At 37.8% G+C, this 15,008-nt stretch carries 10 protein-coding genes; 6 read left to right on the top strand and 4 right to left on the bottom strand.

Annotated elements, in window-relative coordinates:
* Positions 1 to 114 precede the first annotated feature (114 nt).
* The 4 genes from SKC36_RS09985 to SKC36_RS09970 all read left to right on the top strand — a co-directional run bounded on the left by SKC36_RS09985 (position 115) and on the right by SKC36_RS09970 (position 5,030).
* Positions 115 to 486, top strand: a complete 372-nt coding sequence (locus SKC36_RS09985) for a BlaI/MecI/CopY family transcriptional regulator (RefSeq protein ID WP_459453735.1) — start codon at positions 115 to 117, stop codon at positions 484 to 486.
* Positions 476 to 2,065, top strand: coding sequence for a TonB family protein (locus SKC36_RS09980; protein WP_459465776.1), 1,590 nt, complete (start codon positions 476 to 478; stop codon positions 2,063 to 2,065). Before SKC36_RS09985 ends, SKC36_RS09980 begins: the two co-directional genes overlap by 11 nt.
* Before the next feature lie 654 nt (positions 2,066 to 2,719).
* On the top strand, positions 2,720 to 3,904 hold the full coding sequence (locus SKC36_RS09975) for a pyridoxal phosphate-dependent aminotransferase (RefSeq protein WP_459465775.1): 1,185 nt from the start codon (positions 2,720 to 2,722) through the stop codon (positions 3,902 to 3,904).
* Between the two features lie 10 nt (positions 3,905 to 3,914).
* A complete protein-coding gene (locus SKC36_RS09970) occupies positions 3,915 to 5,030 on the top strand; it encodes an AEC family transporter (protein WP_459465774.1) in 1,116 nt (371 codons plus the stop codon).
* Positions 5,031 to 5,039: 9 nt separating this feature from the next.
* Here the strand turns inward: SKC36_RS09970 and yiaK are convergent, their stop codons facing one another.
* Complete coding sequence (gene yiaK, locus SKC36_RS09965) at positions 5,040 to 6,065, bottom strand: 3-dehydro-L-gulonate 2-dehydrogenase (protein WP_459465773.1); 1,026 nt, start codon at positions 6,063 to 6,065, stop codon at positions 5,040 to 5,042.
* Between the two features lie 779 nt (positions 6,066 to 6,844).
* Between yiaK and SKC36_RS09960 the strand changes: the two genes are divergently transcribed.
* Both SKC36_RS09960 and SKC36_RS09955 read left to right on the top strand, forming a co-directional pair.
* Positions 6,845 to 10,462 (top strand): family 78 glycoside hydrolase catalytic domain, encoded by a 3,618-nt coding sequence (locus SKC36_RS09960; protein WP_459465772.1) that lies wholly within the window; start codon positions 6,845 to 6,847, stop codon positions 10,460 to 10,462.
* Positions 10,463 to 10,585: 123 nt separating this feature from the next.
* Positions 10,586 to 11,002: an SRPBCC domain-containing protein gene (locus SKC36_RS09955; RefSeq protein WP_459453741.1), complete on the top strand. Its 417-nt coding sequence runs from the start codon at positions 10,586 to 10,588 to the stop codon at positions 11,000 to 11,002.
* A gap of 55 nt (positions 11,003 to 11,057) precedes the next feature.
* On the opposite strand, the gene SKC36_RS09950 is transcribed toward SKC36_RS09955, so the two are convergent.
* From SKC36_RS09950 to SKC36_RS09940, 3 genes are all read right to left on the bottom strand, one after another.
* The gene (locus tag SKC36_RS09950; protein ID WP_459453742.1) at positions 11,058 to 11,588 is read right to left on the bottom strand and encodes a DinB family protein; all 531 of its coding nucleotides are present in this window, start codon (positions 11,586 to 11,588) and stop codon (positions 11,058 to 11,060) included.
* Positions 11,589 to 11,730: 142 nt separating this feature from the next.
* On the bottom strand, positions 11,731 to 12,654 hold the full coding sequence (locus SKC36_RS09945) for an Abi family protein (RefSeq protein ID WP_459453743.1): 924 nt from the start codon (positions 12,652 to 12,654) through the stop codon (positions 11,731 to 11,733).
* A gap of 309 nt (positions 12,655 to 12,963) precedes the next feature.
* Positions 12,964 to 14,709 carry a DNA/RNA helicase domain-containing protein gene (locus SKC36_RS09940; protein ID WP_459465917.1) on the bottom strand — a complete coding sequence of 582 codons (1,746 nt, stop codon included), beginning with the start codon at positions 14,707 to 14,709 and terminating at the stop codon, positions 12,964 to 12,966.
* Positions 14,710 to 15,008: the final 299 nt, after the last annotated feature.

The following is a 15,008-nucleotide window of genomic DNA, read 5'->3' as shown; positions in this document are numbered from 1 at the left end:
GGGGCGTTTTTTATTTAGCTTCATTTCGACAACAAATTTTAACTAAAAAAATAGTTATAAATATTTTGTAACTAAAAAATTAGTTATACTTTTGGTCCAACAAAAGGAAGCACTATGAAAAAATTAACTCAAGCAGAAGAGCAAATCATGCAGGTAATATGGACCTTACCAGAAGGAGGGTTTCTCAAGGATATTATTGAGAATTTACCAGAGCCAAAGCCGCATTCCAATACGATTGCCACACTTTTAAAAATTTTGGTAGAAAAGGATTTTGTGGGTATTAGTAATCCTAATCGGAACAACCTCTATTTTGCCAAGGTCAGTAAGCAAGAATATTCTGGTCAGCGCATAGCTGGTTTGGCAGAATCCTTTTTCGAAGGTTCTTATACCAATGTGGTGTCATTTCTTGTCGACAAAAAACAGATGTCCATTGAAGATTTGGAATTGTTACTTAGCCAATTAAAATCTAAAAGCAATGATGAATAATGCCTTATTAATCTATTTGTTAAAAAGTAGCCTACTATCGGGGATTTTCTATGGCTATTATGTTTTGGTTTTGCGAAATAATCGATTCCATACATACAATCGATTTTATCTATTGGCTAGCCTATTTTTGAGCTTATTAATTCCATGCTTTCAATTCCCTCTTTTTTCGGTTGATGAGTCGGAAGTGGCAGGAGCAGGACAAGCCATATATTTACTTTCTGCCACTGCTTCAGCCACTCCTGAGCGGTTTTCTTGGTTGAATTTACCTTGGCTGGATTATGGAATAGGCTGTATTTATTTAGTTTCAATCTCTCTATTTAGTTTTTTCATTTACCAAGTTTATCGAATATTTCAAATGAAGCGAAGGAATTCCAGTATGCTCATGGATGGATTTCACTTCATTGAGACAGAAGAAGACGATGCTCCTTTTTCATTTTTACATTGGCTCTTTTGGAAGAAATCCATTTCAATTTCTGATCCCAATGGTCAGGCCATATTTAAACATGAGCTTAGCCATATTCAGCAAAAGCATACCCTAGATCGGGTTATTTGTCAAATCATCACATCGCTTTTTTGGGTCAATCCTTTTTATTGGCTCATACATAAAGAATTGCAAAACATACATGAATTCATTGCTGACCAAGAGGCCGTTGGCAGTGATAATGTGGATGCCTTTGCCCAAATGATTTTACAATCACATTACGGAAATCACTTTTTAAACCCTGGACATTCATTTTATTATTCATCCATTAAAAGAAGAATTATCATGTTAACAACATCCAAAAATACGCCATATGAATACCTAAGAAAGGTATTGGCATTACCCTTAGCTTTACTAGCTATTTTAATATTCTCCATTCAGGTAACTGCGCAAGAGAAGGCAGAAAACAAAAAAGTGGTAAAAATTATCACTTCAGCCGATGGGAATGCTCCTATCAAAATCAATAAAAACAAAAATGTGACTAAAAGGGATTTACCTCCTCCTCCACAACCGCCTTTGGGCATAAAATTTGTTCCAGCAGCTCCGCCTTCCCCACAGATGAATGCAAAAGGTACTCCTGCTGTTCCTCCAGCACCTCCTGTTCAAGCATTGTATGTGGTAGATGGTAAAATAGAAAGGGCCTTGGCATTGAATCAAATCAATCCGAATGATATCCAATCCATTAATGTTTTGAAAGGAAATTCAGCCTTGGAAAAATATGGATCAGATGGCAATCATGGGATAATTGAAATTACGACTAAGAAAAATGGTAATTCATTGAATATTCATGCTATTATTGAAGAGCCGGCATCATTTCCAGGTGGGGCAGAGGCATTTCAATCTTACCTTCAAGCTAATCTTAAATACCCTGAGGAAGCAAAAAAAGCAAATATTTCCGGTAAGGCTTATGTACAATTTTCGGTGGCAGCCGATGGACTTATCTCAGAAATTAAGGTGTTAAGATCTCCAGGATATGGTCTAGCGGAAGAAGCTGCTCGGATAATACAGCAGTCAGGCAAGTGGATTCCAGCGAAAACCAATGATGCCAATATAGCCTCCAAAATAGTTCAACCTATTACTTTTTCACTAGGGAAATAATAGACAAAGTGATTTCCAGCATTTGTAATAGCCGGTGATTTTCATCAGGCTATTACCTGTTTATGCTCATTCATTAACCTATAATTTTAGCAGATTCGACTACTATTAACTACCCTACAGGTAATATCAATGAATGGGAATAATACCATAAATGGCAATTTTTTAAAAAATCTTATTTTTACTTATTTTTCAAATATTTTAGACAAATAGCTAGTTTATAAAACCTATTTTTTTGATAAATTCAATTTTATAGTAAAAAACTATTGATTTTGTTATCTAATATTTAAATCATCAACCTGTTTAATTTTTTTATTTTTTAGGCCATTTTTTACATTTTTTGCCCAAAAATTGAAATTTTTTAATGTTTTTTCAGGTATTTTTTTAAAAATTGAGTGAAAGTTGTGGTATATTTCAATAATCCTGCTACATTTCAACATGTTTCATCAATAAATACAATTTATGCGCCCTTTACTGGTCATATTGGGCGTATTTATATTCATCTCAGAATCGATATTTTTGAGGGTCGTTTCAAAGAGTTTATGAATATAGTCTTAAAAGCTGCTTTGCTGACATAGGATTAAATTGTTATGTAAGATGAATCGCTCTGAAATGAGCTTATACTGGTAATCTTGCATTTATATAAATTCAATCATTATGAAAACGTTCTTAAGCAGAAGAAATGCCTTGAAGTCTGGACTAGTAGCCATGGGCGGAATGGCTATTGCCCCTCATCTAAGTTTAGGTGCATTTGCGACTAAATCATTTCCATTAGATTCCGAGAATCGATTGTATTATAGTCCATTATTGCGGGAGCATTTTATGGATGAAAGACCTAATGTGCCTGCCATGATAGCCCGATTGAATGCAAACGAAAATCCCTACGGGCCACCTGAAAGCGCAAGAAAAGCAGTCGCAGATTCTGTATCCGGAGGAAACCGTTATTCGTGGAAAGAATTGGCCACTTTGGTGGACATGCTAGCAGCTAAAGAAGGTCTGACCAAAGAACACATCATGATGGGACCAGGCTCCTCCGATTTATTGGAAAAGGTGGCCATTGTTTTATTTGCTAAAGGGGGAAATATCGTTTCAGCGGATCCGACCTACATGTCGCTAATCCGTGTTGCCGAAGCTGTCGGAGCTACTTGGAAAGCAATTCCATGTAAAGCTGATTGGACCCATGATTTAAAAGCTATGGAAGCCGCTATCGATTCCAATACTAAAATGGTGTATATCTGTAATCCCAATAATCCCGTTGGTTCGGTTATGGACGCCAAGGAATTAATGGACTTTTGTTCTAGGGTATCTGCCAAAGTTCCTGTCTTCATTGATGAAGCTTATTTAGAACTGGCAGAAGGAAAGACCGAGAGTATGGTTTCCTTGTTGGGCCAAAAGAAAAATGTCATCATAGCCAGAACATTTTCAAAAATCATGGGAATGGCAGGTTTACGCGTAGGCTATGCTGTTGCGCAACCTGAATTTCTAAGTAAAATAGAAAAAATAACCCGTGGAGGGATGGGCATTTGTCATACTTCGGTATTGGGAGCTATCGCTAGTTTACAGGATAAGGAGTTTCAAGCCATGACGAAGCGTCTCAATACGCAATGCAAAAATTATTTATATCAAGAGCTTAGTGCCTTGGGCTATAATTATATTCCTTCTTTTACCAATTTTGTGATCTTCCCTATTAAAATGGATGGTAAGACTTTCTTGACCAAAATGGCGAGTAAAGGAGTGATGGTTCGGTCATTTGATATCTTGAATAAACCATATTGTCGCGTCAGTATAGGAACCATGGCCGAAATGGAGTATTTCGTCACATCTTTAAAAGAACTCGCTTAAATTTTTTGGTATGGTTGATGCTATTGAAAAGACCTTGACGCTGATTTTCCTCATCGGATTAGGTATCGCCTTGCGTCGGAGAATCAAAAACAAATCAGAAATTCAGGGCTTAAAAGAAGTCATACTTTCTGTGGCACTTCCTGCTACGGTATTTATTGCTTTGATGGGCATCAAGATGAGTGCCAGCTTGCTGATCTATCCTATAATCTTGGTTTGTTTTAATTTTTTCATCTTTTTCACAGCGCCCTATTTTTTAGTTTTTTTCGGTATCGCTAAAAGTACACCAGCGAGTCGTACCTTAACCATGTTGCTTCCTTCTTTAGCACCAGGACTTTCCAGCTTTCCCTTTATTTCGGAATTTTTAGGAGGAGAACCTTTGGCTTTGGCGGCTATGGCGGATGTAGGAAATAAGTTCTTTGCGCTCAACTTTTTGTACTATATTTCATTGAAAATGCACATGGCAATTCAGCAAGAGGGGACCATAGGGAATAAAAAAGGTATGAAGGATTTTTTATGGAGCCTAATTAAAGAGCCCATCAATGTGGTTATGTTAATGGCGATTGTGTTTTTGTCGATGGGCTTCCATATGAGCACATTACCTGTTATTGTTCAAGAGATTTTTTCACGTGCCAGTACTTTGATGGGGCCCTTGGTCTTGATTTATATCGGAATGGCAGTGGAATTGAAAGAGGGGAAAGAGATTAAAATGATACTCTCCATCTTATTTTTCCGAGCGGGAATTAGTTTACTTTTCAGTTTATTGATCATTTTGGTTTGGGGAATCAATGACCCCAACATGATTTTATTATCGGTGGTGGTGCCCTTGAGCGCCTGTAGCTTTTGGCCTTTTGCCCATATTTCGGCCATTCATCACAAGGAGGAATCGAGTGAAATACCGGATTACCGGAAAACTTTTGATGCCAATTTAGCCTTATTGACCCTAGCCATTTCGCTACCATTGTCCACTATTTTGGTGATTGGAATTTTAGCTTCTGGTCAAACTTTTGCTCAAACGAGTAATCTCGGACTGCTTTCATTAACCTTGCTGGGGGTCAGCATTATTCCTAACCTGAAAGCATTCAAAAAAGTAAGGTCAAGCTGGCGCAACTTTAAACAAGCCCACTAAATTTAGGCCTTAGGGCGTTTTCCCTTGACTAAATCCTAGGACCTTTTTCCAAACACCTTCATCCACCGGAATACCTAATTCCATATTTTCAAGTCTCGTTTTTAGGGATCTTTCTCCAGGGTAATTCACTTCGCCTCCCTCTGAAACGGGAGTGGAATTTCGTAATTGAGCAATAGTATGTTCTAAGGCCTGATCCAAAAAGGCTTGATCATTTATTTTAAGTGGATCAATGGCAATAAATACTTGAGAGCAACCCCCACAGGCTCCCTTACCAACCAAGTCGATGTCTGCAGTAGTCCTACCTTTGGAAAGAATAGCTGAAAATAAATCGAGCATTACCGCTAAACCAGAACCTTTCCAATAACCTGTAGGTAAAATTCGGCGAGTAGCTTCAATGGGGGCTGGATCATCTGTCAGATTTCCATCGTGGTCAAAGCCACCCGGGAATGGGAGTTTTTCGTTTTTTAAGCGGGTGGTTTCTAATTTTCCATAGGAATATTGGGACATCGCCATGTCAAATACAACATGCCCTTCTTTTCTTGGAATGGCCATAATGAAGGGATTGTTACCTATACCTCCAGAAGTGGCGCCCCAAGCTGGCATGCATGATTCAGTATTGGTCCAACAAATGGCCATAAAACCTTTCTCGGCTGCTTGCCAGCCATAAGATCCCCCTCGCATCCAATGGGTGGTATTGTTTAAGGCCACCAGTCCTAATCCATATTGTTTGGCTATGTCCATCGCACGATCCATGGCGAATATGGAGTTGGTAATGCCTATACCCATATTTCCATTGTATATTTCAATGGAGCCTAAGTTTACCTCCAAGCTAGGTTCTGCATGAACATCTACCCAGCCTTTTGAGACAAAATCCAAAAATCGTTCTACTCGGTTTAAACCATGAGAATATACGCCATCTCGACTCGTTTCGGTATGCGTTTTGGCACAAATTATCGCCTTTTCTTCAGGTAAACCAGCTAATACAAATGCTCTTTTAATGGTAGAGAACATGTCATTAAATGTAATTCTTTTCATCATACATAGTTTGAGAAATAAAGATATGGAAAGAAGTTGGCTTAAGCACTTGACGGTGGCTTCGAGAGCCTCAGCCACCGTCGAGAGCCTCAGCCAGCTTTGAGAACTTTAGCTAAATTCGAAAAAGTTTTTCACATCCTTATTTTAGAATGATCTCGGTGGCTGAGGCACTCGAAGCCACCTCTTTGTTCCAACTAGAATCTTCATTTATCTACAACATTCATATGTATTTTGAGTCGTCTTACATGCAGTTTATAACAAAAAAATGGTGGCTTCGAGAGCCTCAGCCACCATTAGAGCCAACCTAAAATCTCATTATCGTTAAAATTACACCGATCGAACAAACAAACAATCACGGTGACTGAGGCACTCGAAGCCACCTTCTAAAGTGGCTCTAGTATTTGTAATTATAGTTAGCTGAGTTTTTCAAAGCTCGGTGGCTGGGCTCTCAAATACCAATTCAAGCAATCACGGTGGCTGAGGCTCTCGAAGCCACCGACCAAACCAAGCAATAAAAGTGGCTGGGCTCTCAAATACCAACTCAAGCAATCTCGGTGGCTGAGGCACTCGAAGCCACCTTCTAAAGAGGCTCTAGTATTTGTAATTATAGTTGGCAGAGTTTTTCAAAGCTAGGTGGCTGAGCCACTCGAAGCCACCGTGATTCTGGAACTATCCTTATAACTCTAAGGATAATTTTATCGCTTAAATTAAGTCTTTCATCGAATTAAGTATTACAACTCATGTAAAGACATCATATTTATGTAAAATATCCCAAAGTGATGAAAAAACATTTATTCTACGTACTATTTAGTGTAATAAGTATTTGTAACCTTCAGGCTCAACATTCCATTCAACAACTGAAGGTGGAATATCAAACACAGCCAATTGGTTTGGATGAACAACATCCTCGGTTTTCTTGGCAAATGCAAAGCCAAGATAAATCTCGTGGAAACCAACAAACCGCCTACCGTATTACGGTTCAAGATTCCAAAAAACAAGTTGTTTGGGATAGTAAAAAAGTAAATTCATCTATATCCCTTGGGATTAATTATGAAGGCTTAGCCTTACAAGCAAGTCAAAAATATCAATGGACTGTTCAGGTTTGGAACCAACAAAATAAAGTAAGCTCCGCTTCTTCCTGGTTTGAAACGGGCCTATTAAACCCCAAGGCCTCCGCATGGAGCGGGGCTGAGTGGATAGGAGAAAACGACCTCCCGCTGTATTCCCATTATTTATCCATGTACAAAATCCAATTTGGTATCCAATTGGATGAAGCTTCCAAATCGACCAAAGCTTCCTTTGTTTTTGGAGCCAATGATCCACGCCTCCAAAATAGAAACTTGAACATTATGGATGTGGCTAATGCTCCAAATGCTTCTTACATCCAACTAGAATTGGATATCAACCGTGTTTCTGAATCAGATTCTGGGCTGGCCCAATTAAATGTTTATCGGGTAGGTTATGACAAAAAGGACAATCCCAATAAGGTTTTTGCCAGTTTTAAAATTGCTAAAACCCTCATTTCTCCTACGAATAAATACCAGAAACATACCATTTTTGCTCAATGTAATTTCGGCGTTTTCGACTTTTACCTTGATCAAGTAGATCCTGCTCATAAAATTAATGGAGCTCCAGCTGGAGCCGCTGCTGCCCCCAGAGGAGGACAATCTGGGCTTAATCTAAACCCTGTAGGAAGAGGAAACAATTTCATCAGTTTCCCGATGTTATCCGATATTGGATTTCAAGTACCCGCTAATCAAAAAGCCATGTTTTCAGGCGTCTTGATTAAAAACTTCCGTTTCCCAAGTAATACCTTATTTGATGCTGCTGAAAATCCTAGTCTTTTCAGCCATACGTCTATTCAATGGGATGGGAAACAATTTCAAATAGCAGCAGCTGCCGAGAATGTACTCGTTTGTGCTAATCCGAGTAGATTTGCCGCTCCTATGCTAAGGACTCAATTCGCCAGTTTACCCAATAAAACCATCAAACAAGCGCGTGTTTATTCTACCGCTCGGGGGATTTATGAATTGTATTTGAATGGGGAGCGTGTCGGAAAAGACTTTTTTAACCCAGGTTTGACCCAATACAATAAAACCCATTTGTATCAGACCTATGATGTAACCAAACTACTTAAATCAGGAGAAAATGCATGGGGTGCCTGGTTAAGTGAAGGCTGGTGGAGTGGAAATATTACCTTTAGCGGAGATAGTTGGAATTTCTTCGGTGATCGTCAATCCCTGCTGGCTAAACTCGTGATTCAATACACGGATGGTACCGAACAAATCATTACCACGAATCCAGATACATGGACTTATACCAACGATGGGCCCATTCGTTATGGTAGTTTCTTCCAAGGAGAAGTGTATGATGCTAGAAAAGAAGCAGCCATTTCCGGTTGGTCTACTCCTGAATTCCAAGCCAAGAACTGGAAACCTGCCGTCAAAATTCCCTTAGAAGGTACTGCTTATGTGGGTGATGTACCCAATGCCTTGAATTACAGTGGTATGAAGTTGGTAGGTCAGTTAGACGATGCCGTTCAAGTGAGAAAAGTGATGCAAGCCAAGGCGATGCATGAGCCAAGAAAAGGGGTATATGTCTATGATATGGGTCAAAATATGGTGGGATTCCCCAAAATATTTATTCCTAATGGCAAAGCGGGACAAACGGTCACCTTACGTTTTGCCGAAGTCCTTTACCCTGATTTAGCTGAGTATGCTTCGCAAAAAGGAATGATCATGTTGGAAAATATCCGTGCTGCTTTAGCCCAAGATATTTATATATTGAAAGGTGGCGATGAATACATTCAACCACGTTTTACCTTTCATGGATATCGTTACCTTGAAATTACGGGTTTAGATTCAGCCCCTGCCTTAAGTCAAGTGGCAGGCTTAGTTCTTTCTTCGATTCAAGATATAGGATCCTACTATGAAAGCTCAGATCCACTGGTAAATAAATTATGGCAAAACATTACCTGGTCTATGCGTGGAAACTTCCTTTCTATTCCGACCGATACCCCTGCTAGAAACGAGCGAATGGGTTGGAGTGGAGACATCAATGTTTTCTCGAAAACGGCAAGCTACATGGCTCCAGTGAATAATTTCATGCGCCGTCACTTATTGGCGATGAGGGATGTTCAACGGGCAGATGGTCGATTTACCGACGTGGCTCCTATGGGAGGAGGCTTTGGTGGAACGCTTTGGGGAAGTGCCGGAATCATCATTCCTTGGGAGACTTATCAGCAATATGGGGACAAAAATATGCTGCTAGAGCATTATGATGCCATGAAGCGCTATGTGGCATTTCTAGAAACAAAAGTGGATCCCGCCAACGGAATTTTGAATGAAGGTCCTTTAGGCGATTGGCTAAGTCCGGAAAACAACAAAAATGACAATACACTTTTTTGGATGACCTATCAGGCATATAACCTGAAAATTATGTCGCAGGTGGCCAACATTTTGGGCAATAAAACGGATGAAAGTGCTTACCTAAGTCAATATGAAATCAAAAAGAAATTAATCAATTCCATTTACATTGATCCTAATACACATAGAACAGTAAAATCAGGAGTAAGAGCAGCGCGTATGGGCCCTCCGGGAGCAGCACCTGCAGCGCCTGCTACACCGCCAGTTTCGGATAAAGGACAATTGATGGATACGCAGGCTTCTTATGCCATTCCTTTGGCATTGGGAGTTATTGATGAAATTAATAAACCTTTCATCGTAAAACACCTGGTTGAAACAGTTCAGAGATCCAATAAAGATGATGAAGGCGTAGCGCGCCCGCCATACTCATTGATGACTGGATTTATTGGAACAGCCTCCATTGCCGATGCGCTTTCGAATAACCAGAAACATGAGGAGGCATATGGCTTATTAACCCAAAAGACCTATCCATCTTGGTTGTATTCAGTAGCGAATGGCGCTACCACGATTTGGGAGAGATTAAACTCCTATACCATTGAAAATGGATTTGGAGGAAATAATAGTATGAACTCATTTAACCATTACTCCTTTGGGGCGGTTGCCGCATGGATGTACCAGACATCTTTAGGAATTCAACGCGATGTAGCTTCACCAGGATTTAAGCACTTCATGTTACAGCCTAGCCCAGATGTATCAGGTAAAATCAATTTTGCCAAAGGCTATGTAGAAACCATGTATGGCAAAGTCACGAGCGAATGGAAAAAGGAAGGAAAAATCATCACCTATAAATTTACCGTACCAGCCAATACCACGGCTCACTTAAAGCTTCTAGCTAGTTCAGCCAAGGTCACAGAAAGCGGTCAAGATATAACCAAATCCAAAGGAATTTCCGATATTCAACAGCAAGGAGATTACATGGAGATGGAATTAAATTCAGGTTCATACGAATTCAAGGTTTTTCCGCTTAAGTAAAAATACCCCGCCATTAATGATACAAAGGCGGTTCGAAAGAATCGCCTTTATTTTTTTAATTTTATGAGAGCTCATGTAAGAATCCAATTGATTAATATATTCACGAAACAGTAATTCAAAATAATGACACAAATACACGTCTCTGCCCGAATAAAAGCATCTATCCAACAAGTATGGGATTGTTGGACCCAAGCGGAACATATACAACATTGGAATTTTGCTAGCGATGATTGGCATTGTCCGCAAGCCTCCATTACACTTGAAGTTGGAAAAGAATTTCACTATACCATGGCAGCTAAAGATGGCTCATTCAGCTTTGATTTTTGGGGGACATTTTCTCGGATAGAGCCCTTAAAATACCTTGAAATGACTTTAGGCGATGCTCGTCAAGTGAGTGTCCACTTTATTGTTGAGGGAGATAGCGTAATCGTTAATGAATCTTTTGATCCTGAAAATCAAAATCCGGAAGATATGCAAAAAATGGGTTGGCAAATGATTTTGGATAATTTCAAAAAATATGTGGAGCAGCTACCTGCATAAAATAAGAAAGGCAACCAATGAGGTTGCCTTTTCTATGAGTAGCCAAATGGTTTGACTAGAATAATTTCTCTTGTGGAGGTTTAGCTCCGGCCAAACGGATATACACGGTAGTTTGACCTCTGTGATGGGCCTGATGCTCCAAGCATTTAGCGATAGCTTCTTCTTTGGTCATATCGAATCTTCCGAACATTTTAACGGATTCAGCCATTTGAGCAGCGGTCATTTTTTTAACCGAATTAATGACAAAATCATAGCCATCCATCACCAATTTGGTCACATTAGCCTTTGATTTGTCGGTCGCTTTTTCCGAAGCACCCATAGCAATCGGACTTTTTTCCCCAGATGCAGCCGAAGCAAAACTGTAATTGGCATCAGTTAAGTGTAGCATTTGTTCCGCAAAAGAACGCATTTCAGGAGTGGGTTTTAGGGCATAACCAGATTCTGGCATAGCATCTAAATATTCTTTGGTATAGGCTTTAGATCTTTCCCAATCTTTGACCATAGCATCGACAGATGATTGTGCAAAGGACATTTGAAAAAGTCCAAGTGCAAATAGGAGTGACAAGAATAAACGAGAACGTTTCATGATATTTTAGGTTGGTTGAATCATCAATATTCCAATAAAGAAGTCAAATTTCAAAGGAATTGGGGGGAATATTATGGGGGGGGATTTGGGGATATAGTTTATACCGTTATTCTATAGAGCCAAATGATTTTATAGCTAGTGGTTATTTCCATAGCCCTTGATTTTGCCAATTGTTTAAAAAACCTAATTTGTAGATTGGAATACTGGGATTATTTACAAATAGAGCTAAGATTTTATTTTTAATTTGATGATTTGGGGTTATTTCATTGCATAAATAAACCATTGTACTAATGATTAAAAATGGTTTCTTTGTCTGAATGGAGGAAATTGGTTTGTCAAGCCAAATAGAAAGTGGGTTATTTAAATTTGCGATTGGTACTTTTACCATATTTCTACTCCAGAGTCTAGAATGATGGGCTATGATATTTCTAATATATGTAATGGCCTCTAACCAACTTGATAATTCGTTATGTAGGTTCAGCCCCATTTCGTTAGCTATTTTTGCTTTTTCTGGCAACTGATGTTTTAAATTCTTATATAGCTTCGATAAAACTCCCATAGAGGCTACTTCCATTATTTTCCAAGCATCTGCATCTTGGTTAGGAAATCTTAGCTTGTGGTCCTTTATAAAAATTTCTTGACTTCTAAACAATTCTTTTTTGAGCTCTAGGATAGTATTTTGATAAATACTTATGCTTTTATTAGTGGGTAAAGGTGTAGATTCAAATAAATTTGAATCCAAATACCATAAACCACCATGTGCCATGGATAAGTGGTAAATCATTTTGGTGCGTAATGCAATTTCAATTCGCTCAATGGCATCAAAAAGAATCAATCGTAAGTGTCTATCAAATGTATATCTATCTAGAATGTCTTCAAAAAATGTATTGGGTTTAAAGGTGTGCAGATTAAAGTCGGTCTGCATATCCCACCAATAACCCTTGAGGCGATAATAGCTAATATTTTCTAAAAAATGGTGTGCAGATGGTTCGTCTTTGAATAGCATTCCTCGCTGTTTGAGCGAGGCAATTTGGTCTGCTATGGAGTATGGAGCTTTATTTGCCATAGCTATAAAAAAAGAATGACCCGCTAGCAGATCTTACGGTATGCTGAACGGGTACTGTTGATACAAAAGTACGTCTATTTTTGAAATTCCTACACTTTTTCAAAATGATTTTTCTAATTGATTTTAATTAAGAAGCAAATCAATTCAAATTAAGCTTTTTTATTGGGTTTAGTTTTTACTCATGTATATTAATCAACTAATTGATATTTTTTCACAATATCTTGTATCATCTGAAAAAGGGTCCGAATTTAAACGAAAATCCGAACCCCCTATTTTCTAGTTATACAGTTAATGGGATCGTGTCTTTTTCTATAAAACACATTCAAATATTCCAATAACTTTTAATTGACTCAACTCATCAGGTTCAATGACAATATCATTGTAATTTGAATCATATGATAGGGGTTTCAAAATAATAGCCTCATGACTCCATTGGGCACCATTTATTTTCTTTTTACTTCTATATTCTTTAATGGTATAGCGAGAACCAAAATCAGGGTCCTGAATATCTGTAATTTCAACTAAAACGATTTGTCCATTTCGAGAGCCACCTGAATACTTTCTAAACAAGCAAATTGAACCATTTGGAATAACCTTATTCATCGATTCTCCGATAACTGTGCATGCAAATAAATCAGTAGATGGTTTATATCTAGTTGGAATTTCCACCCATTCGCAATCCGATACTGTTTGCAATTCACTAAAATTTCCAGCCGCTACTTTTAAATCATATATTGGAACTGAATTTTGATAAGGTATTACCTTAGATTTTGGAAGTATTAAAGTAGGTTTTTCAGGCTTAAACTTTGTAATATGTTTTGAGAGATACTCTCTCAAATTTTTATCACAAACATATACATAGGTGCCTTTAATGCCTCTTAGCATAACTGTTTTGTAAATATTTATAATAAAGGATTTTAAGTCTTGAACATTAGTAATACCAATACTACCATTTCTATCAAAATAATTTTCCTTTAAAATGACAATCTCATTTTTTTCCTTGTCATATGTAATTTCATTTCCGAAAATTATTCCTGCATAATTTAGATCATAGGCTTGTGTTGTATGAATACACCCTACCTCATTAATTGCATTCGGGGAATTTATCCAATCATCTGCAACACTATTCCATTGTAATTCTTCCCCTTCAATTTTTATGTCATATAACGACTTGTCATTTTTAGAAATCCATGGCCATGAAAACCCTGCTATCAATCGAGATAACCCATTCTCCGATTCTCTTAGTTTTATTTGTGATACTAAATCTGAAATAGAGTCGAATAGAACAAATTCATATTCTTTGGAATTGAAAATTTCAGATTGAGTAGGCATAGAGCAATTCAGAATGTTATCAATGTATTTTACATAATCATTACCTCCTTTTACTCGAAATTGGGATTTTAAGGATTCTACTTTTGTATCCTTTTTAAGCTTCATTAAATCAAAATCTCTCTTTTTGACATCTGAAGGTTTTATGGATTGATTTTCATCATAGAATAAAATGGATTTATTAGACTGTAATTGAATCCAATCAAGCTCACTACAGGTGTACCTGTCGAGATTCAACTTTTCACATACCACATCAAATGCTCCGAAATAGGCTCCCAAATTAACGCGTCTTCTAAGGCGATGAGATTCATCAACAACTACTATGTCATATTTTTCCTTTACAATTTCTGCAGGTCCGATAACCATATTTGGGTTTAAACCTTTGATATTTTTAAATACTTTTTTCAGCGTATTTCTGAAAGAAGACATTGGCACGACTAATGCCATTTTAGGGTTGGAATATTTGTTTTTTAAATTTTTGATTAGTTCTACAAATTCGGTCTCATCTTCGCCGAATTCTTTGAAATTAAAATCTTCATTATTGGTATTTAGTAATTTGAATAAAAATATCGCTAGTATGGTTTTACCTGTCCCAGCTCCGCCTTCAACAATAAAATTCTTATACTCATCATTCAGCAAGTTATTTAATATGAATAACAAGCCACTTCTTTGCTCAGAAGTTAAAGTTTTGTAAGGAGAGTATTTGAATAAGTCTGAGTTGTCTATGTAATCAATGGAATGTTTTGAAACCCCTTCGGCCCTTAATTTGTCCCAAATCGATTTGAAAATATCCCAATAAACTTCTTTCTTTTGATAATAATTATGATTTGCTAAGCCACCATTTCCATTAATTAATTTATACTGACCATCTCCAGAAATATATTTAATAAGATTAGATTGTACTAACCCCCTAATAGACTGGACTAAATTTTAAAAAGAGTTTAGAACCAATTAAATTAGGGAAAATGAAAAGAGAAAGAAGAGTATTCAGTCCAGAAGACCGTCTAGCTATTATTCAAGAAGGT

The organism is Aquirufa sp. OSTEICH-129A (assembly GCF_054558355.1).
Note: the sequence above shows the minus strand (reverse complement) of the source record. Positions and strands in the feature narration are given on the sequence as shown.

Excerpts from the sequence above, each read along its gene's own strand:
- SKC36_RS09985 (WP_459453735.1), top strand. The coding sequence starts at position 115 with ATGAAAAAATTAACTCAAGCAGAAGAGCAAATCATGCAGGTAATATGG.
- SKC36_RS09980 (WP_459465776.1), top strand. The coding sequence starts at position 476 with ATGATGAATAATGCCTTATTAATCTATTTGTTAAAAAGTAGCCTACTA.
- SKC36_RS09975 (WP_459465775.1), top strand. The coding sequence starts at position 2,720 with ATGAAAACGTTCTTAAGCAGAAGAAATGCCTTGAAGTCTGGACTAGTA.
- SKC36_RS09970 (WP_459465774.1), top strand. The coding sequence starts at position 3,915 with ATGGTTGATGCTATTGAAAAGACCTTGACGCTGATTTTCCTCATCGGA.
- yiaK (WP_459465773.1), bottom strand. The coding sequence starts at position 6,065 with ATGAAAAGAATTACATTTAATGACATGTTCTCTACCATTAAAAGAGCA.
- SKC36_RS09960 (WP_459465772.1), top strand. The coding sequence starts at position 6,845 with ATGAAAAAACATTTATTCTACGTACTATTTAGTGTAATAAGTATTTGT.
- SKC36_RS09955 (WP_459453741.1), top strand. The coding sequence starts at position 10,586 with ATGACACAAATACACGTCTCTGCCCGAATAAAAGCATCTATCCAACAA.
- SKC36_RS09950 (WP_459453742.1), bottom strand. The coding sequence starts at position 11,588 with ATGAAACGTTCTCGTTTATTCTTGTCACTCCTATTTGCACTTGGACTT.
- SKC36_RS09945 (WP_459453743.1), bottom strand. The coding sequence starts at position 12,654 with ATGGCAAATAAAGCTCCATACTCCATAGCAGACCAAATTGCCTCGCTC.